This is a genomic window from Kosakonia sp. CCTCC M2018092 (genome assembly GCF_003864115.1).
Classification (GTDB): Bacteria; Pseudomonadota; Gammaproteobacteria; order Enterobacterales; family Enterobacteriaceae; genus Kosakonia; species Kosakonia cowanii.
This window is the reverse complement of sequence record NZ_CP034225.1, coordinates 3456780-3477720: the sequence shown is the minus strand read 5'-3', so window position 1 is coordinate 3477720 and position 20941 is coordinate 3456780. Positions and strand designations below refer to the sequence as shown.

20 protein-coding genes are annotated in these 20941 nt (G+C 58.2%); 7 read left to right on the top strand and 13 right to left on the bottom strand.

Annotated elements, in window-relative coordinates:
• Positions 1–13: 13 nt before the first annotated feature.
• From EH164_RS16590 to tesA, 3 genes are read right to left on the bottom strand one after another with little or no spacing between them, the layout of a single operon-like run.
• Positions 14–868, bottom strand: a complete 855-nt coding sequence (locus EH164_RS16590; protein WP_124969323.1) for a co-chaperone YbbN — start codon at positions 866–868, stop codon at positions 14–16.
• A gap of 59 nt (positions 869–927) precedes the next feature.
• Complete coding sequence (locus EH164_RS16585; RefSeq protein WP_023479062.1) at positions 928–1698, bottom strand: SDR family oxidoreductase; 771 nt, start codon at positions 1696–1698, stop codon at positions 928–930.
• 28 nt (positions 1699–1726) lie between these two features.
• Positions 1727–2350, bottom strand: a complete 624-nt coding sequence (tesA, locus tag EH164_RS16580; RefSeq protein ID WP_164483652.1) for a multifunctional acyl-CoA thioesterase I/protease I/lysophospholipase L1 — start codon at positions 2348–2350, stop codon at positions 1727–1729.
• Between tesA and ybbA the strand changes: the two genes are divergently transcribed.
• The 6 genes from ybbA (at position 2321) to EH164_RS16550 (ending at position 9707) form a co-directional block, all read left to right on the top strand.
• Positions 2321–3007, top strand: a complete 687-nt coding sequence (gene ybbA, locus EH164_RS16575; protein ID WP_023479090.1) for a putative ABC transporter ATP-binding protein YbbA — start codon at positions 2321–2323, stop codon at positions 3005–3007. The genes tesA and ybbA overlap by 30 nt on opposite strands.
• Entirely contained in the window at positions 3004–5418 is a 2415-nt protein-coding gene (ybbP, locus tag EH164_RS16570) for a putative ABC transporter permease subunit YbbP (RefSeq protein WP_124969319.1), read from the top strand. Before ybbA ends, ybbP begins: the two co-directional genes overlap by 4 nt.
• Positions 5419–5601: 183 nt before the next feature.
• Entirely contained in the window at positions 5602–6744 is a 1143-nt protein-coding gene (locus EH164_RS16565; RefSeq protein ID WP_124969317.1) for a porin, read from the top strand.
• Positions 6745–7136: 392 nt separating this feature from the next.
• Complete coding sequence (locus EH164_RS16560; protein ID WP_124969315.1) at positions 7137–7973, top strand: MetQ/NlpA family ABC transporter substrate-binding protein; 837 nt, start codon at positions 7137–7139, stop codon at positions 7971–7973.
• A 62-nt stretch (positions 7974–8035) separates the two neighbouring features.
• On the top strand, positions 8036–9055 hold the full coding sequence (sfbB, locus tag EH164_RS16555; protein ID WP_124969313.1) for a virulence-associated ABC transporter ATP-binding protein SfbB: 1020 nt from the start codon (positions 8036–8038) through the stop codon (positions 9053–9055).
• Positions 9048–9707, top strand: coding sequence for a methionine ABC transporter permease (locus tag EH164_RS16550; RefSeq protein WP_124969311.1), 660 nt, complete (start codon positions 9048–9050; stop codon positions 9705–9707). Before sfbB ends, EH164_RS16550 begins: the two co-directional genes overlap by 8 nt.
• Before the next feature lie 316 nt (positions 9708–10023).
• Here EH164_RS16550 and mnmH read toward each other — a convergent pair whose 3' ends face one another.
• From mnmH to ppiB, 5 genes are all read right to left on the bottom strand, one after another.
• Entirely contained in the window at positions 10024–11097 is a 1074-nt protein-coding gene (gene mnmH / locus EH164_RS16540) for a tRNA 2-selenouridine(34) synthase MnmH (protein WP_124969307.1), read from the bottom strand.
• A gap of 379 nt (positions 11098–11476) precedes the next feature.
• Positions 11477–12541, bottom strand: a complete 1065-nt coding sequence (gene purK / locus EH164_RS16535; RefSeq protein WP_124969305.1) for a 5-(carboxyamino)imidazole ribonucleotide synthase — start codon at positions 12539–12541, stop codon at positions 11477–11479.
• The gene (gene purE / locus EH164_RS16530) at positions 12538–13047 is read right to left on the bottom strand and encodes a 5-(carboxyamino)imidazole ribonucleotide mutase (protein WP_124969302.1); all 510 of its coding nucleotides are present in this window, start codon (positions 13045–13047) and stop codon (positions 12538–12540) included. The genes purK and purE overlap by 4 nt, the downstream gene beginning before the upstream one ends.
• A gap of 128 nt (positions 13048–13175) precedes the next feature.
• Positions 13176–13898 carry a UDP-2,3-diacylglucosamine diphosphatase gene (gene lpxH, locus EH164_RS16525; RefSeq protein ID WP_124969300.1) on the bottom strand — a complete coding sequence of 241 codons (723 nt, stop codon included), beginning with the start codon at positions 13896–13898 and terminating at the stop codon, positions 13176–13178.
• Between the two features lie 3 nt (positions 13899–13901).
• A complete protein-coding gene (gene ppiB / locus EH164_RS16520; protein ID WP_023479044.1) occupies positions 13902–14396 on the bottom strand; it encodes a peptidylprolyl isomerase B in 495 nt (164 codons plus the stop codon).
• Between the two features lie 174 nt (positions 14397–14570).
• Between ppiB and cysS the strand changes: the two genes are divergently transcribed.
• On the top strand, positions 14571–15956 hold the full coding sequence (gene cysS / locus EH164_RS16515) for a cysteine--tRNA ligase (protein WP_124969298.1): 1386 nt from the start codon (positions 14571–14573) through the stop codon (positions 15954–15956).
• A gap of 90 nt (positions 15957–16046) precedes the next feature.
• Here cysS and EH164_RS16510 read toward each other — a convergent pair whose 3' ends face one another.
• From EH164_RS16510 to folD, 5 genes are all read right to left on the bottom strand, one after another.
• Positions 16047–16568: a metal-dependent hydrolase gene (locus EH164_RS16510; RefSeq protein WP_124969296.1), complete on the bottom strand. Its 522-nt coding sequence runs from the start codon at positions 16566–16568 to the stop codon at positions 16047–16049.
• A 66-nt stretch (positions 16569–16634) separates the two neighbouring features.
• Positions 16635–17651 carry a substrate-binding domain-containing protein gene (locus EH164_RS16505; protein WP_023479039.1) on the bottom strand — a complete coding sequence of 339 codons (1017 nt, stop codon included), beginning with the start codon at positions 17649–17651 and terminating at the stop codon, positions 16635–16637.
• Between the two features lie 66 nt (positions 17652–17717).
• Positions 17718–19220, bottom strand: coding sequence for a PTS transporter subunit EIIC (locus EH164_RS16500; protein WP_124969294.1), 1503 nt, complete (start codon positions 19218–19220; stop codon positions 17718–17720).
• 629 nt (positions 19221–19849) lie between these two features.
• Complete coding sequence (gene ybcJ / locus EH164_RS16495) at positions 19850–20062, bottom strand: ribosome-associated protein YbcJ (protein ID WP_023479056.1); 213 nt, start codon at positions 20060–20062, stop codon at positions 19850–19852.
• 1 nt (position 20063) lies between these two features.
• Positions 20064–20930: a bifunctional methylenetetrahydrofolate dehydrogenase/methenyltetrahydrofolate cyclohydrolase FolD gene (gene folD, locus EH164_RS16490; RefSeq protein ID WP_124969292.1), complete on the bottom strand. Its 867-nt coding sequence runs from the start codon at positions 20928–20930 to the stop codon at positions 20064–20066.
• Between the last annotated feature and the right edge of the window lie 11 nt (positions 20931–20941).

Sequence of the window (20941 nt, the reverse complement as noted above, 5' to 3'; positions counted from 1 at the left end):
TTTAGCAGGGTGATCAGTAAAGCAGCGAGTAGAGCTGACGACGGTATTTTGACGCCAGCGCATCGCCGGTGCCGAGCGCGGCGAGGATCTCTTGCAGCGTTTTGCGCGCGTCACCGTTCGCCGCACCCAGATCTTTACGCAGGTGGTTAAACAGCAGCTCCAGCGCCTCTTCGTTACGCCCGACCTGATGCAGTTGCAAAGCCAGCTGGGTTGCCAGCGCCGCATCCTCCGGGTTGTCAGCAACCTGCTGTTGCAGTTGCTGGATTTCCGGCGTATCGGCCGCTTTGCGCAGCAGATCGATCTGCGCGATCAGCCCCTGATAGCGGGTGTCCTGATCCTGCAACGGGACGGCTTTCAGCACCGTTTCCGCTTCGTCTGCGCGGTTTAACACAATCAGCGTTTCCGCCAGCAGGAAGCCGATTTCGCTCTGCTGGTTAGAGAGCTGCCACGCCTCTTTCAGCAGCGGCAGCGCTTCTGTGTGGTTGCCTGCCTGCATCAATTCCATCGCCTGCTGCGCTTTCAGCTCCTCTTCACGCGGCAGCACTTTGTCGAGCAGGGCGCGGATCGCCTCTTCCGGCTGCGGGCCCTGGAAACCATCGACCGGCTGGCCGTTCTGGAAGAGATAGACCGTTGGAATGGCGCGCAGGCCAAACTGCGAAGCGACCATCTGCTCGGCATCGCAATCCACTTTCGCCAGAATAAACTGCCCGTTGTACTGCGCGGCCAGCGTTTCCAGGACCGGCGTCAATTGCAGACAGTGTTGGCTGCGCTCGGACCAGAAATAGAACAGCACCGGGGTCGCAACGGACTGTTCCAGCACCTGTTGCAGGTTCGCTTCGGTAATATTGACGATATTCTGTACGGACATGGCAATTTCTCTGTTTAAACAAGTAAGAATGAGATGGGGACGCGACACGCGCCTTCAACTCATCCGTGCAAAATTTTATCCATCATGCGCGCGGGAAGCAGCCGTTTCAGCAGGCTGACCGCCCAGGTTACCAGCGTGACGGGGTAGCGCAATTTCGGCCGTTTACTCTCAAAAGCATGGCGCACTTTGGCGACCACCGCCTCCGGGCCGAGGGTAAAGCGTGCGGCGATGCCGGGGTTTTCTACCGGTTTATCGCGCTGCGTCTGGTTGACGTTATCGGTAAAACGCGTGCGGATGGGGCCAGGCTCAATCAGGCTCACTTTAATGCCGGTGTGGCGCAGCTCCATACGCAGCGCGTCGGACCAGGCTTCCAGCGCATATTTACTCGCGGCATAGGCACCGCGACCGGGCGTGGAGATCAGGCCCATCACCGACGAAGTCATCACAATGCGCCCTTCGCCGTGCGGCAACATGGCCGGGAGCAGGCGCAGCGTGAGCTGGTGAGTGCCGAAAAAGTTGCTGGAAAACTGCTGCTCCAGCTGTTCACGGCTGATGGCGTCAAGGGAACCATAGACGCCGTAACCGGCGTTATTGAAGAGGCCATAGAGGCGATTGCCGGTCAGGGCGATCACCTCGTCTGCCGCGCGATCTACGCTCGCCGCGTCATCAAGATCGAGCAACACGCCGGTGAATCCCTCCTGATCCATCCGCGCCACATCGTCGGCTTTACGGCAGGCCGCCAGCACGCGAAACCCCTGACGCTTTAGCTCGCGCGCGCTCTCCAGCCCAATACCGCTGGAACATCCTGTTATTAAGACCGTTTTTTGCATAACTTTACCTGGGGACGCGCCTGAATATTCAGGAGGCGTGATTAACTAAAGGAGCCAGTCGCGTGGCCATCCAGTCGGCAATAAACGGCTGGGCATCGCGATTGGGGTGAATACCATCATCCTGCATCCACTGCGGTTTCAGATAGACTTCTTCCATAAAAAAGGGCAGCAGAGGAACATCCAGCTCGCTGGAAAGCTTCGGGTAAATGGCACCAAAGGCCTCAGTATAACGACGACCGTAGTTGGCGGGCAGCCGTATTTGCATCAGCAGCGGCTTCGCATCGGCGCTCTTTACCGTCTGGATAATCTGGCGCAGCGTCTGTTCCGTTTGCTGCGGCGGGAAACCGCGCAGGCCGTCATTGCCGCCGAGTTCGACCAGCACCCAGCGCGGTTTATGCTCTTTTAACAGCGCGGGCAGGCGCGCAAGGCCCTGCTGCGAGGTGTCGCCGCTAATGCTGGCGTTCACCACCACAGGCTGCTGCTGCCACTTGTTATTGAGCAGCGCAGGCCAGGCCGCCGTTGCCGCCATCCGATAGCCCGCACTCAGGCTGTCGCCAAGAATCAGTAGCGTGTCCGCCGCCGCGGCGCGAAAGGTTAACAAAAGCAAAAACAGGAAGGGCAAATGCCAGCGGAAAACATTGTTGAAGTTCATCATCTTAAGAAGTCCGTCGGTCAGGGGGAGCAGGAGCTTTCAATCCTTACCGGAGTTGAGCTGGTTGTCAAACCAGCTGAAACCATTGCGCTGATTGGCGAGTCCGGTTCCGGGAAGTCGACGCTGCTCGCCATTCTCGCCGGGCTGGATGATGGCAGCAGCGGCGAAGTGCATCTGCTCGGCAAACCCTTACACAAAATGGACGAAGAGGCGCGCGCGCAGTTACGTGCGCAAAATGTCGGGTTTGTTTTTCAATCCTTCATGCTGATCCCGACCCTTAACGCGCTGGAAAACGTGGAACTGCCTGCGCTGTTGCGCGGCGAGAAGAGCAGCGAAAGCCGCAGCAGCGCTAAAGCTTTACTCGAGGAGTTGGGCCTTGGCAAACGCCTCGACCACCTTCCGGCACAGCTCTCCGGCGGCGAGCAGCAACGCGTAGCGCTGGCCCGCGCCTTCAATGGTCGCCCGGCGGTGCTCTTCGCCGATGAGCCGACCGGCAATCTCGATCGACAAACGGGCGACAAAATCGCTGACCTGCTTTTCTCAATGAACCAACACTACGGCACTACGCTGCTACTGGTGACCCATGATGCACAGCTGGCGGCGCGTTGTGACAGACGTCTGCGGCTGGTCAACGGCGAACTGCGGGAGGAAGCATGATTGCCCGCTGGTTCTGGCGCGAGTGGCGCTCGCCGTCGCTGCTGATTGTCTGGATGGCGCTGAGCCTCGCGGTCGCCTGCGTGCTGGCGCTCGGCACCATCGGCGATCGCATGGAGAAGGGCTTAAGCCAGCAGAGCCGCGATTTTATGGCGGGCGACCGCGCCCTGCGCAGCTCGCGTGAAATTCCGCCTGGCTGGCTTGAAGAGGCGCGTAAAAGCGGTCTGCAAGTGAGTGAGCAGGTGAGCTTCAGCACCATGACGTTTGCTGGCGACACGCCGCAGCTGGCAAGTGTTAAAGCGGTGGATAATCGCTACCCGCTCTATGGCGAGCTGGAGACGCAGCCCGCCGGGCTGAAGCCGCAGCCGGGCACGGCGCTGCTCGCTCCGCGCCTGATGGCGCTGCTGAATGTGAAACCGGGCGACACGATTGAGGTGGGCGATGCCACGCTGCGCATCGCTGGCGAAGTGACGCAGGAGCCCGATTCCGGTTTTAACCCCTTCCAGATGGCCCCGCGCCTGCTGATGAACAGCGCCGATGTGGCAAAAACCGGGGCCGTCTTGCCGGGCAGCCGCGTCAGCTGGCGGGTGAAGTTTGCCGGCACACCCGCGCAGTTAGAAAAGTATGAGACGTGGCTGCTGCCGCAGCTTGGCGCGGATCAGCGCTGGTATGGGCTGGAGCAGGATGACGGCGCGCTGGGCAAATCCTTACAGCGTTCGCAGCAGTTCTTGCTGCTATCGGCACTGCTGACGCTACTGCTGGCGGTCGCCGCCGTTGCGGTGGCGATGAGCCACTACTGCCGCAGCCGCTACGATCTGGTGGCGATTCTGAAAACCCTCGGTGCCGGTCGCGCACAGTTGCAAAAGCTGATTGTCGGCCAGTGGGCGCTGCTGCTTGGGCTGGCGGTGATCACCGGCGGCGCGCTGGGGCTGCTGTTTGAAAAGGTGCTGATGCTCCTTCTCAAGCCGGTGTTGCCCGCTGCGCTGCCGCCCGCAAGCTACTGGCCGTGGCTGTGGGCCATCGGTGCAATCGTGGTGATCTCGCTGCTGGTGGGGCTGCGTCCCTATCGTCTGCTGCTGGCGACGCAGCCGCTGCGAGTGTTACGGCGCGACGCGGTAGCGAATGTCTGGCCGCTTAAGATCTATCTTCCGGCAGTAGCGATTATCACCGTGCTGCTCCTCGCCTGGCTGATGGGCGGCAGCATGCTGCTGTGGGCGGTGCTGGCGGGGGCGGTGGTGCTGGCAATGCTCTGCGGCGTGGTCGGCTGGCTGCTGCTTAATGTGCTGAAGCGCCTGACTCTGAAAGCACTGCCGCTGCGTCTGGCGGTGAATCGCCTGCTGCGCCAGCCGTGGTCGACCCTGAGCCAGCTGTCGGCCTTCTCCCTCTCGTTTATGTTGCTGGCGATGCTGCTGGTGCTGCGCGGCGATCTGCTCGATCGCTGGCAGCAGCAGTTACCGGCCGAAAGCCCGAACTACTTTCTGATTAACATCGCCCCGGAGCAGATCGCGCCGCTGAAAACCTTCCTGGCTGAGCATCAGGTGATCCCGGCGGCGTTCTACCCGATTGTGCGGGCGAGAATGACGCAGATTAACGGCCAGTCGACGGAGGGCAACGCCGACGAGGCGCTGAACCGCGAACTTAACCTCACCTGGCAGCAGCAGCGGCCGGATCACAACCCGCTGACCGCAGGCAGCTGGCCGCCAAAAGCGGGTGAAGTCTCGGTGGAGGAGGGGCTTGCCGAGCGGCTTGGTCTGAAGCTGGGCGACACGGTGACTTTTACCGGCGATACCCAGGCGTTCAGCGCAAAAATCTCCAGCCTGCGTAAGGTGGACTGGGAGAGCCTGCGGCCCAACTTCTTCTTTATCTTCCCGCCGGGTGCGCTCGACGGGCAGCCGCATAGTTGGCTCACCAGCTTCCGGCTGGAGGGGAACAACGGCATGTTAACGCAGCTTAACCGCGCCTTCCCGACCATCAGCCTGCTTGATATTGGCGCGATTTTAAAACAGGTCAGCCAGGTGCTGGAGCAGGTGAGCCGGGCGCTGGAAGTGATGGTGGTGCTGGTTACCGCCTGCGGCGTGTTACTGCTACTGGCGCAGGTGCAGGTCGGCATGCGTCAGCGTCATCAGGAGCTGGTGGTCTACCGCACGCTGGGAGCGGGCAAACGGCTGCTGCGCACCACCTTGTGGTGTGAGTTTGCGCTGCTGGGGCTGGTCTCCGGGCTGGTCGCCGCCATCGGCGCGGAAACGGCGCTGGCGCTGCTGCAAACCCGTGTGTTTGACTTCCCGTGGCAGCCCGACTGGCGGCTGTGGATCACGCTGCCGCTCTGCGGGGCGCTGCTGCTCTCCCTGTGCGGCGGGTGGTTAGGCAGCCGCTTGTTAAAGGGCAAAGCGCTGTTCCGTCAATTTAGTGGTTAATCCTGCCTGAAAAAGCGGCACCGATAATTCAATCGGTGTCGCACTATTTCAACGTGTAAACAATTAAACGATAGTTGTTTAGTAGCACAAAACATTAAAAAAACTTCGCCCACCAGAATCTTATAAAAGCTATGATGCGCGCGCTAATTAACAGTTAGTTGTATCTATTCCCAAGGAAAAACAATGAAAATAAAAACAAGCGCCCTGGCGACAGCCATTGGCGCAGCAGTGGCGTTGGCGTCTTTCACAGCACAAGCAGAAATTACTGTTCTGAAACAAAACCCGCAGGCCGGCGATCCCCTTAGCCGCCTGAACTTCACCGTCGGCGGATCGATTCGTCCGCAGTTCCAGAATATGACCGGTAACGATGGCAAAAACGCCTATAAACGTAACGGTTTTGACGGCGGCTCCCGCTTCCGTTTCGCAGCGGATTACTACCTGTTCGATGACATCAGTTGGGTCAGCTACTACGAGCTGGGCGTTGATATCCCGAAACTGTTCGACTGGGATAACCACTACGCGGAAACCGCGCACAACACCACCCGTCGTATGCTCTACACCGGTCTGAAAAGCCAGACCTGGGGTACGCTGACATTCGGTCAGCAGAACAGCGTTTATTACGATGTGGTCGGCGCGAAAACCGATATCTGGGACTACGACATGCTGGCGCAGGCACCGGGTAACGGCATCAAAGGCGATTACGACGGCTCTTATCGTTCACGCAAAATGCTGAAATATAAGAAAACCGTCGGTGAGGCGGATATCTATGCTTCTTATCTGTTCAGCGATGATTACCTGGCGACCGACGGCAACCGTTACAAACGTAAGAGCGGCGGTTCACTGGGGCTGGATTATCACCTGACCGACGATCTGACCTGGGGCGCGGCGTGGAACTACACCCGTGCGGATATGCGTCAGCCTTCTACCGGCGACAGCAAAACCTACGATCAGAACATCCTTGGCACCGCGCTGAGCTGGACCCCGGATAACTGGACCTTCTCGCTGGGCGGCGGCTGGTATCAAAACTTCATGCTGACCAAGAAGAAGGATGTGCATAACTACTTCGCGGGCGATGCGTGGGGCGTTGAGTATTTTGCCGGGTATAAATTCCCGATCGCACAGTACGCGGTGAAATACATTCAGCCGTACGTGATGGGTGACCGCCTGGAGTTCGCCAACGGCCGTAATTATCAGCGTATTGATAATGGCGTGGGTGTAACCGTGCAGCTGGATTATGGTTTCCGTGTTGATTATGAACACGTATTTACCTCCAGCACCGACAACCTGGGCGATATGAACCTGGTTCGTCTGCGTTACGATTTCTAATCGACACCTGTGCGGCCTGCCTGATACGCAGGCCGCAACTGCCTGATGGCGCTTCGCTTATCAGGCCTACGTAAATGTACCAGCGTAGGCCGGATAAGGCATCGCCGCCATCCGGCAATCGGTCTGGCATTGTGCAGGGTTGCCGCAAATGCCTGATGGCGCTTTGCTTATCAGGCTACGCATAGCAGAGCGCTGCACCTACGTAGGCCGGATAAGGCATCGCCGCCATCCGGCATTTCTCCTCTCTCTCCCTGACAAGTTGAATTTTTTTCAATTACCGCTGCGCTGGCTTTGTGCCATCTTATTCCCCGGCCTTATCAACAAGGCACACACCGAACGCGACGCACTGCACGCCGCGTCACACAGCACATCATTACCATCAGGGAGAATGTATGGGACCTCGTCTCGGTTTACGCGCGCTTTTTGGCGCACTACTTCTGGTTTGCGGTCTGCCTTTCGCGCAGGCCAATAGCGATCCACACACCATCGTTTTCGGCGTCGCGCCGGGTCCGTATGGCGATATGGTGAAACAGGCGATTGCCCCTTCGCTGAAAGAGAAGGGCTACAAAGTTGTGGTGCGCGAATTCAGCGATTACGTGCAGCCAAACATGGCGCTGGCTAACGGCAGCATCGATGCCAACCTCTTCCAGCACAGCCTCTATTTCGACAAATTCACCGCCGATAAAGGCCTCAAGCTCAGCAAGCTGATCGCCGTGCCGACCGCCGGGATGGGCTTTTACTCGCACAAAATCAAAAGCCTCGATGAGCTGAAGAAGGGCGACATCATCACCCTCTCAAACGACCCTACCAACCTGGCGCGCGGGCTACGCTTCCTGCAATCGCTGGGGCTGATTACCATCAAAGAGTCTATCGATCCGACCAAAGCCTCCGAGCGCGATATCGCCAGCAACCCGAAAGGGCTGGTGTTTAAACCGCTGGAAGCCGCGCAGCTGCCGCGTACGCTCGATGGCGTCACCGCTTCGTTGGTAAACGGCAACTTTGCGGTCGCCGCCGGGATGGATCTCTCGTCGGCGATCAAGCAGGAGAAGCTCGACGAGAACCTGAAAAACATCATTGCTGTGCGCAGTGAAGATGCCGACAAGCCCTTCGCGAAAGATATCGTGACGGCGGTGAAATCCCCGGCTTACCGCGCGGTGATCGACGATCCGAAAAATATCTTTGCCGCTTTCCAGAAACCCGACTGGATGCAGAGCGCGGATAAACAATAACAGCGGATTGATGACCAGGCAGGCTGCGGCCTGCCTTTTGTTTTTTGCCGTTTGAGGTTGGCATGATTGAACTAGATAACGTTTGCGTCGATTTTCCGGCCGGGCGCGGTGGCAGCGGCGCGACGCGTGCCGTCGAGGCGGTCTCGCTGCGCATTGCTGCCGGAGAGATTTTCGGCATTGTTGGCACCAGCGGCGCTGGCAAAAGTACCCTGCTGCGCACGCTTAATGCTCTGCAACGCCCAAGCGAAGGGCGAGTCAATATTAACGGCGTCACCATTTCTGATTTAGAGGGCGTGACGCTGCGCCAGGCGCGCCAGCGCATTGGCATGATTTTCCAGCACTTCAACCTGATGCATACCCGCACGGTGGCGCAGAACGTCGCCTTCAGCCTGAAGGCTGCGGGGTGGGAGCGGGGTAAAATTGCGCCACGCGTGGCGGAGATCCTCGCACTGGTAGGCTTAAGCGATAAAGCGAATCGCTACCCGGTGCAGCTTAGCGGCGGGCAGAAGCAGCGTGTCGGTATTGCGCGCGCCATCGCCAACCACCCGGACGTGCTGCTCTGCGATGAGCCGACTTCCGCGCTGGATCTGGAAACTTCTGCCACCATTCTGGCGCTGCTTAAAGAGATTAACGCGCAGATGGGGATCACCATTGTGCTGATCACCCATGAGATGAATGTCATCAAAACCATCTGCGATCGCGTGGCGGTGATGTCGGCGGGCAAAGTGGTGGAAGAGGGCGAGGTGTTCGATATTTTTGCCCATCCGCAGCACCCGTTTACGCAGCAACTGGTGTCGCACACCCTGAACCTGACGCTGCCCGCGCGTCTGCATGAACATCTTCCCGGCCAGCTGCTGAAGGTGCTGTTTATTGGCGACTCCGCCGAGCAGCCGGTGCTTTCGGACGCGGCGGTGAAATTCGGCGTGGCGGTCAATATTCTGCACGGCAAAATCGAGTATATCGGTGAGCGCGCGTTGGGCATTTTAGTGGTGCAACTGACGGCGGAGAACCCGCAGGCAGTCAGCGATGCCGTGGCGTACATACACAGCCGGACGGCGCAGGTGGAGGTGATCCGTGGATGATTTAATGGCTGATTTGAGCCTCGCCTTTGGCGAAACATTCCAGATGCTCAGCATCTCAACGGTGCTGGCGATTGTCGGCGGCCTGCCGCTCGGTTTCCTGATTTTCGTCACCGACAGGCATCTGTTCTGGCAAAACCGCGCCGTCTACCTGTTGAGCTCGATTCTGGTGAACATTATCCGCTCGGTGCCGTTTGTCATCCTGCTGGTGCTGCTCCTGCCGCTGACGCAGTGGCTGCTCGGTAACACCATTGGGCCTATCGCGGCGTCGGTGCCATTATCGGTGGCGGCTATCGCCTTTTATGCGCGGCTGGTGGACAGCGCGCTGCGCGAAGTGGACAAGGGGATTATTGAGGCGGCGGAAGCTTTTGGTGCCAGCCCGCTGCGCATTATCTGCACCGTGCTGCTGCCGGAAGCGAGCGCCGGGCTGTTACGCGGCTTAACCATTACGCTGGTCAGCCTGATTGGCTATTCCGCGATGGCGGGGATTGTCGGCGGCGGCGGGGTCGGCGACCTTGCGATTCGTTTCGGCTATTACCGGTATGAAACCCAGGTGATGATTGTCACCGTCGTGGCGCTGATTATTCTGGTGCAGATTGTGCAGGTCGTCGGCGACTGGCTGGCGAAACGGGCCGATAAACGCGACCGACATTAGACCCAAATGGGATGTGCCTGATGGCGCTTCGCTTATCAGGCCTACAAACCCATTGGCATCACGGTATGTAGGCCGGATAAGGCACCGCCGCCATCCGGCAATTGAGTGCTGTGCAGCACATGCCTGATGGCGCTTCGCTTATCAGGCCTACAAAACCTATTGGCATCACGATATGTAGGCCGGATAAGGCACCGCCGCCATCCGGCAATTGAGTGCGGTGCGGCACATGCCTGATGGCGCTTCGCTTATCAGGCCTACGAACCCATTGGCATCACGGTATGTAGGCCGGATAAGCGTTAGCGCCATCCGGCGCTTTTCACTGTGCTGCCAGCCAGGCAGATACCTCTTTGAATGTGCCGCGAAAATGGACAATCGGCGCGCGTTTCTCCAGCTGGTAGCGATACATCGGATCGTAATAGACCTCCAGCAACGGGGCGAGCCAGGCGAAATGCGCCTCTGTGGTGCCGCGGCTTCGCTGCTCAGCCAGCGCCGCTTCCAGATGCACAGTCAGCTGCTCATAACGCTGTAACCCGAGCCGGCGGCGAATGGCAAACAGCCCGTGGCGCAGATACTCCGCGTAAGTCTCCCATCCTGCCTCTTCACCGTCACGGTCAATAAAAGCCTGCAGGGTCTGCACAAAATACTCCTCGCGCAGCCGCTCAAGGCGCAACTCAAACGGATCGTCGACAATCACCAGCGGCGATTGCGCCATACGCTCGCGCAGAGCTTCGGGCAGATGGTTTGCGCCAATCGCCCGGCCTTCATCTTCCAGCAGCCAGAACGGCGGCGACACTTTTAGCAGCGCGGCCGCCAGGTGGTTTTCAAACGTCGCCTGCGCGTGCTGCGCCTTAGCCGTGCGGCCAAACGATGAACCGCGATGGTGGGCAAGCCCCTCCAGATCGATTCCGTTAGGGTGCTCGCGCACCAGCAGGGTTTTGCCGCTGCCGGTACAGCCGCCCACCAGCAGTAGCGGGCGCTGAATGCGCACCTGCGTCGCATCAATTGCCGCCTGGCGTAATGCTTTATAGCCGCCTGCGACCAGCGGTAGATCAATCTGTCGCTCGCGCAGCCACTGCTGCACAATATGCGAGCGCTGGCCGCCGCGCGCGCAGCAGAGCAGGGCTTGTGGCGAGGTTTTATGGGCTTCGACCCATGCCGCAATTCGCTGCTCGCGGGTATCGCCATTAACCAGTTTGTGGCCGAGCCGCAACGCGGCTTCTGCACCGTCGCGTTTATAGCAGGTGCCGACGGCAGCGCGTTCGCTGTCGTTCATCAGCGGCAGGTTGATGGCGGCGGGCATCGCGCCTTTGGCAAATTCAACCGGGGCGCGGAGATCAATAAGGGGCGTGTTATCCCGCAGGATGGCGAGATAATCGGTGGCGTCGTTCATCGGGCGTCCTTCTGCAAAAACTGGGGCCGATTTTACGCCGGAATGTGGCGAGCGTGGGGGAATTTTGCCGGATGGCGCTAACGCTTATCCGGCCTACAAAACCATTGGCATTACGGAATGTAGGCCGGATAAGGCGTGAGCCGCCATCCGGCAATCGAGTGCGATGCGGCAAATGCCTGATGGCGCTTCGCTTATCAGGCCTACAAAAACCATCGGCACCATGCAATGTAGGCCGGATAAGGCGTAAGCCGCCATCCGGCAATCAAGTGCGGTGCGGCAAATGCCTGATGGCGCTTCGCTTATCAGGCCTACAAAAACCATCGGCATCACGTAATGTAGGCCGGATAAGGCGTGAGCCGCCATCCGGCACTTGTTACCCTTACAGCTTCGACTGCGCCCAGGCAATGCCGCTGGCGTACTCGGGTGGCAATAACGGTACCAGCGCTTCCAGCGTCGCGCTCAGGCGGCCGGTGTCGCTGTCGTTCAGGTTGAGATGGCCCACTTTACGCCCGGCGCGCACCTCTTTGTCATACCAGTGCAGATGCACCAGCGGCAGCTTCAGCCAGTCGTAGTTGAGATCGCTGCCGATCAGGTTGATCATCACCGACGGGCTGTTGACCACCGGCGGCGGCAGGGGTAAATCGACTATCGCGCGCAGATGCAGCTCAAACTGGCTGATCGAAGCACCGTTTTGCGTCCAGTGACCGCTGTTGTGCACGCGCGGTGCCAGCTCATTGATCAGCAGCCCGCCAGGGGTAACGAAACACTCCATCGCCATCACGCCGACATAGTTCAGCTCATGCATGATCGCCGACAGCATCGCTTCTGCCTGCTGCTGCTGTTTAGCATTTGGCTGCGGGAAGACCACGCTGGTGCGCAGGATCCCGTCCTGATGCAGGTTGTGGGTCAGCGGATAAAAAACGGTGCTGCCATCGTGGGCGCGGGCACCGACCAGCGACACTTCGCCGGAGAAGTTGATCCCCTGCTCAACGATGCACTCGCCGTAGCACTCATCGGGCAACTGCTCGGTATCGGCTGCGCGTAAACGCCACTGGCCGCGACCGTCATAACCGCCAACGCGGCGCTTCACGATGGCGAGTTCGCCCAGGCGCTCGAACACGCCTGGCCACTCGCTTTTATCGGCCAGCAGCTGCCACGGCGCGGTAGCGAGGTTAAGTTTGTCGAACAGCTGCTTTTGCGTGAAGCGATCGGCGATAACCGGGAACACGTCGCGGTTCACAAACGCCGGGTGGCGCGCCAGCTCGCGGGTTAATGCGGTTTCCGGCCAGCGCTCAATCTCGGCGGTAATCACGCTCTGCTGAAACGGCACCGCTTCCGGCGCGTCGTCCAGACCGACCGGCCAGACGGCAATGCTTAACGGCTCACCTGCCTGGCGCAGCATGCGCCCAAGCTGACCGTTGCCTAATATGCAGACCTGCTTCATACCGCACCCCGTGGATCCGGGTTATCCAGCACTTCATCGGTTTGCCCCTGACGCCAGTCGGCCAGGCGCTGATGCAGCTCTGCATCATGCTGGGCGAGGATCTGCGCTGCCAGCAGCGCCGCGTTTGACGCGCCCGCTTTACCAATCGCCAGCGTACCGACGGGAATACCGCGCGGCATCTGCACGATGGAGTAGAGGCTGTCGACGCCGCTTAATGCTGCGGTCTGTACCGGCACACCCAGCACCGGCACCAGCGTTTTGGCAGCAATCATGCCCGGCAGATGCGCCGCGCCGCCGGCACCAGCGATAATCACCTGAAAGCCGTTTTGCTCAGCCTGTTCGGCAAAGCTGAAAAGTTTATCGGGCGTACGGTGGGCAGAGACGATTTCAACGTGGTGCGGGACATTCAGGGTATCGAGGATTTCTGCGGCGAATTGCATGGTGGCCCAATCGCTTTTAGAACCCATAACAATGGCGATGCGCGCCGGTTGGTTGCTTAAAGACATGCGTCTCAAAACTCCTGTGGGTGTGCTTCAGACTACTTCAGAGGGCAGAGAGAATAGCATGGAAAAAAGGCAAGGAAAACGGTTGCGCAATGAAGTTTGCTTGATTTATCGGTAAGCCAGTTCGTATGTCAGAAGGGGAATTGCACGAGTTCTACGTCGCTTTCGCTGACGCGAATCATTGAGCCTTCGCTGTGCCAGGCACCCAGTACAGCGCGCCAGGCGGGCGCATCATTTGCGGCCAGTTGATGAACGGCCGGGCGGTGGGTGTGACCGTGGATCAGCCACTGGACGCGATGTTTCTCCATCGCCTCGATAACGGCCTGCTGGTTGACATCCATGATCGCCAGCGATTTGCTGCTGTTGGCTGCACGGCTGCCAGCACGCATTTTTGCCGCCACGCGGTGGCGAATAAACAGCGGCAGGGCGAGAAACAGCGTTTGTAGCCACGGCTGGTGCACTTTGGCGCGGAAAGCCTGGTAGCCAGCATCGTCGGTGCAAAGCGTGTCGCCGTGCATAATCAGCACGTTACGACCATAGAGGTTGAGCACTTTTTCCTGCGGAAGAAGCTGCATGCCGCTTTGGCGAGCAAAGCGTTTGCCGAGTAGAAAATCGCGGTTGCCGTGGATGAAATAGCAGGGGACGCCGCTGTCGACAAGGGCGCGGATGGCGGCTGCGACGCGCTGGTGCAGCGGGTTGGGATCGTCATCACCAATCCAGGCTTCGAACAGATCGCCCAGAATGTAGAGCGCGTCGGCCTCACGGGCAACGCCGTCTAAAAAATGGAGAAAACCGGCGGTGATCGCCGGTTCTTCAGTGTGCAGATGGAGATCTGCGATAAAGAGTGTTGCCACGAATTACTCGCTGACGTCCACGCTTTCGATGATCACATCTTCTTTCGGAACGTCCTGGTGCATGCCGCTGCGACCGGTAGAGACCGCTTTGATCTTGTCGACCACGTCCATACCTTCAACCACTTCTGCGAAAACGCAGTAGCCCCAACCCTGCAGGTTTTCACCGCTGAAGTTCAGGAAGTCGTTGTCCGCGACGTTGATGAAGAACTGTGCGGTTGCGGAGTGCGGAGCCTGGGTACGCGCCATTGCCAGCGTGCCACGGGTGTTTTTCAGACCGTTGTTAGCTTCGTTTTTGATCGCGTCTTTCGTGACTTTCTGGTTCATGCCCGGTTCAAAACCGCCGCCCTGAATCATAAAGCCGTTGATCACACGGTGGAAAATCGTGTTGTTGTAGAAACCTTCACGGCAGTAGTCCAGGAAGTTTTTAACTGTTTCAGGCGCTTTGTCATCAAAGGTTTTGATTACGATATCGCCGTGATTAGTGTGGAAAGTAACCATTATTGCATCCTGTTCTGATAGTGTGGTGCGTAGACCCGCGTTTGGGTCAGAGATAGTGGCTTGTTATAGCATAACCGCGAGGCTGGATCACCTTGCAAAGTGAGCTGCTTCGGGTTTGAATTACAGGTAATATATACGGTTTTCACGCACACACACGTCTACATGGAATCTTCGATGTTAAAAATTTTTAATACACTGACGCGCCAAAAAGAGGAATTCAAACCTATCCATGCCGGGGAAGTCGGCATGTACGTGTGTGGTATCACTGTTTACGATCTCTGTCACATTGGTCATGGCCGTACCTTCGTCGCTTTTGACGTCGTCGCGCGCTACCTGCGCTTCCTCGGCTATAAGCTGAAGTATGTGCGCAATATCACCGATATCGACGACAAGATCATCAAACGTGCCAATGAGAACGGCGAAGATTTCGTGGCGCTGGTCGATCGTATGATCGCCGAGATGCACACCGATTTTGATGCGCTCAATATTCTGCGCCCGGATAACGAACCGCGTGCGACGCACCATATTCACGAAATCATTGAGATCACCGAGAGGCTGCTGGCGCGCGGCCACGCCTATGTGGCGGATAATGGCGATGTGATGTTCTCCGTGCCGAGCGATCCGAACTACGGCCAGCTTTCGCGTCAGGATCTTGATCAACTGCAAGCAGGCGCACGCGTCGAAGTGGCGGATATCAAACGCAACCCAATGGATTTTGTGCTGTGGAAGATGTCCAAGCCGGGCGAGCCGAGCTGGCCGTCGCCGTGGGGCGAAGGGCGTCCGGGCTGGCACATTGAGTGCTCGGCGATGAACTGCAAACAGCTGGGGGCGCATTTTGATATTCACGGCGGTGGATCGGATCTGATGTTCCCGCACCATGAAAACGAAATCGCCCAGTCGACCTGTGCGCACGATGGCGAGTACGTTAACTACTGGATGCACTCCGGTATGGTGATGGTTGACCGCGAGAAGATGTCAAAATCGCTGGGCAACTTCTTTACCGTGCGCGACGTGCTGAAATATTACGATGCGGAAACCATTCGCTACTTCCTGATGTCCGGCCACTACCGCAGCCAGCTTAACTACAGCGAAGAGAACCTCAAGCAGGCCCGCTCGGCGCTGGAGCGTCTCTACACTGCGCTGCGCGGAACCGATGCGTCAGTCGCGGCTGAGGGCGGTGAAGCTTTTGAAGCGCGCTTTATTGAAGCGATGGATGATGACTTCAACACGCCGGAAGCCTACTCGGTGCTGTTTGATATGGCGCGTGAAGTGAACCGCCTGAAAACGGAAGATGCTCATTCAGCAAACGCGCTGGCGTCACATATGCGTAAGCTTGCGGGCGTGCTGGGTCTGCTGGAGCAGAACCCGGATCTCTTCCTGCAGAGCGGCGCGCAGGCGGATGACGGCGAAGTTGCAGAGATTGAGCAGCTTATTCAGCAGCGCCTGGACGCGCGTAAAGCGAAAGACTGGGCAGCGGCCGATGCCGCGCGCGATCGCCTGAACGAGATGGGCATCGTGCTGGAAGATGGCCCGCAGGGCACCACCTGGCGCCGTAAGTAATCCCGCAAAACGGACAGCCGCTCGCGCTGTCCGCTTATCGAAGCCGCCATCCGCACTGTGCCGGATGGCGGCTTTTTCTTTCTACAGACCTTACCGTCTGCGCCACCACAATAATCCCATCACCACCACGCCCGGCAGCCATACCCACATCAGTTCAGATAGGATCACCTGATGCCCGTAGGGCGTGGTATATCGTGACAGGGCGAACGGCGCGACTTTGATCACCTGCCACGGTGCGAAAAAGCGTTCATCAGACCAGGGCCAGAGCCAGCCAACCCCTTTCCCGCCGGTAGTAATGGAGTCCAGCAGGCTGTGCGACAGCAGGGAGAGGGTTAAAAATGCCCAACAGCGCGCGAGGCTTGCCTTAAAGCGCTTATGCCCAAGCCAGGCCACCAGTAGCGGAACGACAAAGGCGAAGAGCAGGGAGTGGGTAAAACCGCGGTGGCCGAGAACATCGCCGTAAGCGACGCCGAATTTAAACGCCAGCACATCGGCGTCCGGCAGCATCGCAAGTCCCATTCCTGCCAGCAGCAACCCCCGAGGGATGACTTTACTGCCGAGCCCAAGCCCGAGACAGAGCGGGACAGCAGCGTGAGTGACGATAGTTGGCATAAAGCATCTCGCTGAGAAAAAAGGGATTATAGCCAAAACGCGCCCTCTTCACGCCTGATTTGCGCGTCAGGCAGATTCACGCACGATAAGCTGCCCGGAGAGGGTTATGCGCTGCGTCTGTAACTGCGGCTCCTTGAGCTTGCGCATCATTAGCCCGGCGGCCTGGCGTCCGCTCTCTTCACTGGCGGAGGAGACGTAGGTAAACGCTGGCGAAGTGAGATTGATGTGCAGCATATCTTCAAAGCCGACCAGCGCCACCTGCTGGGTTAAAAAGAGATCTTTCCCGACGGTGCGCCCGGTGTGATGGATGCCGCTTATCGAGCCAATCATCGCATCGGGTGAGTGGCAGAGCAGGGCGGTAATGGTGTTGTGCTGTTCCAGTAGCTGACGAGTTGCGCGGCTGGCGGCTTCCGTGTCGCCGTGGCAGGCGGGCGTCGCGCCGTCGCGCAGTACCAGGCCGTGCTGCGCCATGGCGTGGCGAAAACCGAGCAGCCGCTGCTGGCGGATCACATCCCCTTCAATACCGCCAATATAGGCAATATTGCGATGACCGCGTTCAATCAGATAGCGGGTCGCCAGCGCGGCGGCCTGGCGGTTATCACGCATCACCAGATCGCAGGGCTCTTCCAGCAGCGATTGCGAGACCACCACCAGCGGCAGCGCGCACTGTTGCAGTTGTGCGGGCAGAGTGAGTGACCGCGTATCACACGAGAGGTAAATCACGCCCGCCACGCCCTGCTGTTTAAAGGAGAGCAGGCTGCGCTCGAGGTGCTCGCCATCATTCAGCGGCTGGCCGAGAAAGACCATAAAGCCGTGCTTTTCCAGCTCCTGCACGATGCTGGCCATTACTTTGATTGAGAAGCTGTCGCTGAAGTCGCGGAGGATAAGACCGATAAGATTTGAGGTGTTGGCGCGCAGGTTCGCCGCCGCGACGTTATGCACATACCCGAGTGCGGCAATCGCTACCTGCACTTTTTCGATGGTCGCGTCGGAGATTTTCCCTTTCTGGCGCAGCACCAGCGAGACCGTGGAAACGGAGACGCCCGCGTGCTTTGCCACATCAATAATGCTGACTTTCTTCAACGCTGCTCCCTGTCGTTAATGTTGCTCAGCCGGGCCTGACACGCCGGTGCGTGCCAGGCCGTTATCTTATGCTTTGCCGATCTGCGTGGACATGCTCTGGGCGATAAATTGTGCCCTTGCGCCAAAAATGACCTGGATGCCGCTGTCGCCGACAAACACCACGCCGCGCGCGCCAAGATTATTCAGCCCATCTTTATCCACTTTCTGGCTATCTGCTACTTCCAGACGCAGACGGGTGATGCAGGAGCCGACAGAAGCGATATTGTGCGCGCCACCCAGCAGGCCAATAATTTCGCCCGCCAGTTCGTTGTCGGTTTTATCATCTGCTGTCGCCGTTACGTCCGTGCGCCCCGGGGTTTTGACATCAAAACGACGGATCACAAAGCGGAAGGTGAAGTAGTAGATCACCGCCATCGGGATACCGACAATCACCGCATTCAGGTAGTTAGTTTGATAGCCGTTAAACGACGGCAGAATGCCGAACGACAGGTAGTCGATAAAGCCTGCGGAGAAGGATTTGGCGATATGCGCATGCAGCAGGTACATCGACATATAGGCCAGGCCCGCCATGATGGCGTTAAAGACGTAGAGGATTGGTGCCACAAAGATAAAGGTGAACTCAACCGGCTCGGTGATGCCCGTCAGGAAGCAGGTCAGCGCGGCGGAGAAGAGAATACCGAAGGCGATCTTTTTGTTACGCGTATGCGCTTCGTGGTACATCGCCAGACAGGCCGCTGGCAGCGCAAACAGCATCAGCGGGAACTCGCCCTGCATAAACTTACCGGCGTCGTGGTAGCTGTCGCTGCTAAAGGATTTCACACCCTCTTCCAGCATTTTGAACCAGATCGTCTGATCGCCGTGGATCACCTGGCCTGCCTGAGTGGTGTAATCGCCAAATGAATACCAGAAAGAAGGGTACCAGATGTGGTGCAGGCCCAGCGGGATCAGCGCGCGTTCGACCAGGCCAAAAATAAAGGTCGATGCCGCCTGGTTATCACCGTTGACCACCACCGACAGCGCATCAATACCGGCCTGAATATGTTGCCAGACATAGGGCAGCAGCAGGCCGAGCAAGAACGACAGAAAGGCGGTGGCGATAGCGACAAAACGCTTACCGGAGAAGAAGCCGAGAAACTCCGGCAACTGCAAAGTATGGAAACGGTTGTAGCACCAGGCAGCGAGAATACCGCAGATAAGACCGCCAAAGACGCCCATCTGTAAAGTCGGGATGCCGACCACCATCGCATATTTGCCGCCCTGCGAGGCCATCTCGGGCGTAATGCCGAGCATGGTGCCGATGGTGATATTGGTGATGAAGACCGAGACCGCCGCCGAAAGCGCAGCAATACCCGATTCCGAGGCCAGGCCGACCGCAGAGCCAATGGCGAAGAGCATGGGCAGGTTGTCAAAGATGACGCCACCGGCATTCATCATTAACGGCAGGTGGAATTTATCGCCGAAGGCCAGTAACAGACCCGCAGCGGGTAGCAGCGAGATGGGCAGCATTAAGGCGCGACCAATCATCGACAATTTAGAGAGCGATTTAACAAATCCAGATATCAGACTCATGCTGACTTCCCCCGAAGTTGCGCGTTTTGCGCGTTATTTTTGTTAGTAGAACGTTTTAGTAGAACGTTCTACTTATCGTGAGATAACTCTTAAAACGCCGCAACAGAAATTTGGTGTTCAGCCAGAGGAATTGGTGATTCTTTGAGGTTGATCGGTAATTGACCGTTATCGATGAGGGGTATTGGATGGGCGTTGGATGGGCGTTGGATGGGCATTGGATGGGCATTGCCGGATGGCGGCTGCACCTTATCCGGCCTACGCAGATCGAATCACCATGCAGAGATCGTAGGCTCGATAAGCGCAGCGCCATCGGGCAGAATTGCCGCAGGATGCAAGCGGGGAAAGAGTAGGCCCGATAAGCGCAGCGCCATCGGGCAGAATCACCGCAGGATGCAAGCAGGGAAATTGTAGGCCCGATAAGCAAAGCGCCATCGGGCAGAATCACCGCAGGATGCAAGCAGGGAAATTGTAGGCCCGATAAGCAAAGTGCCATCGGGCAGAATCACCGCAGGATGCAAGCAGGGAAATTGTAGGCCCGATAAGCGCAGCGCCATCGGGCAGAATTGCCGCAGGATGCAAGCGGGGAAAGCGTAGGCCCGATAAGCAAAGCGCCATCGGGCACAGGAGGGTTACGCGGTGACGGTGACGCTCTGTCCGTCAAAGGTCACGGTTTGCCCGGCGACAATTTTGCAACGCTTACGCGTTTCAACCACGCCGTCGACCTTCACATAACCGTCGGCGATAACGATCTTCGCCTGCGCGCCGCTCTCGCTCCAGCCTTCCAGTTTCAGCAGATCGCACAGCTCAACGTGCGGGTGTTTACCAAGGGAAAATGTTGCCATCTTAATTGCCTTTTACATCGTGATATTCTTCACACGCCTGCAGCGTGTTCTGGATCAGGGTTGCCACGGTCATCGGACCTACGCCGCCGGGCACTGGCGTAATGTAAGAGGCACGCGCAGCGGCCTCTTCAAACACCACATCCCCGACCACTTTGCCATTTTCCAGCCTATTGATGCCGACATCCACGACAATCGCGCCCTCTTTAATCCACTCGCCGGGAATAAAGCCCGGTTTGCCCACCGCGACAATCAGCAGATCGGCGTTTTCCACATGCTGGCGCAGATTTTTAGTAAAGCGGTGCGTTACGGTGGTCGTACAGCCGGCCAGTAGCAGCTCCATGCTCATCGGGCGGCCAACAATGTTCGACGCGCCAATCACCACGGCGTTCAGGCCGAAGGTGTCGATGTTGTAACGCTCAAGCAGGGTGACGATCCCGCGCGGCGTGCAGGGACGCAGACGCGGCGCACGCTGACACAGACGTCCGACATTGTAGGGGTGAAAGCCGTCCACGTCTTTATCAGGCGCGATACGCTCCAGCACTTTAACGTTGTCGATACCCGCAGGCAGCGGCAGCTGCACCAGAATGCCATCGATTGCGCTATCGGCGTTGAGCTTATCAATCAGACCCAGCAGTTCCGCTTCGCTGGTGGTTTCCGGCAGATCGTAAGAGCGGGAGACAAATCCCACCTCTTCGCACGCTTTGCGTTTACTGCCGACATAAATTTGCGATGCCGGATTGCTGCCAACCAGAACGACGGCCAGGCCCGGAGCGCGAAAACCGGCGGCAACGCGGGCACGAACTTTTTCAGCAACCTCAGAGCGCACCTGCTGCGCAATCGTTTTACCATCAATAATTTTTGCTGCCATCAGGGAGAAAA